Source organism: Paraburkholderia sp. SIMBA_030 (genome assembly GCF_046535245.1).
Classification (GTDB): Bacteria; Pseudomonadota; Gammaproteobacteria; order Burkholderiales; family Burkholderiaceae; genus Paraburkholderia.
The window spans coordinates 1-333 of sequence record NZ_JAWRXB010000198.1 but is presented as its reverse complement, the minus strand read 5'-3'; the positions used below and the strand labels follow the sequence as shown (position 1 = coordinate 333).

Here is a 333-nt window from a genome sequence, read left to right as displayed (position 1 = left end):
CTCAGCGTGCGAGGGCGATCTGCTCGTGAAAACGCTGCGGATCGGTGTTGGTGCCGCACAGCAGAACGCCCACGCGCCTGCCTTGCAGCGTCTCGCGCAACGGGCCGTAGAGGCCCGCGAGCGCCGTCGCGCCGGCCGGTTCGACCGCGAGCTTCAATTCGTCGAAGAGACGGCGCATGGCGGCGCGCAAGGCGTCGTCGGAGACCGTGACGATGCGTTCGAGGTGACGCCGGCACAGCGTGTAGCTGTAGTCCTCCGTATGCGGCGACATCAGCGAATCGGCGATCGAATGCATCTGGCTCATGCGCACCGTGTGATTGGCGGCGAAGCTGC

1 protein-coding gene is annotated in these 333 nt (G+C 66.7%); it reads right to left on the bottom strand.

The window, feature by feature from the left end; genetic code table 11:
• Position 1: 1 nt before the first annotated feature.
• The coding region (locus SB772_RS39650; RefSeq protein WP_410838473.1) for a pyridoxal-phosphate dependent enzyme at positions 2-333 on the bottom strand (332 nt) is incomplete at its 5' end.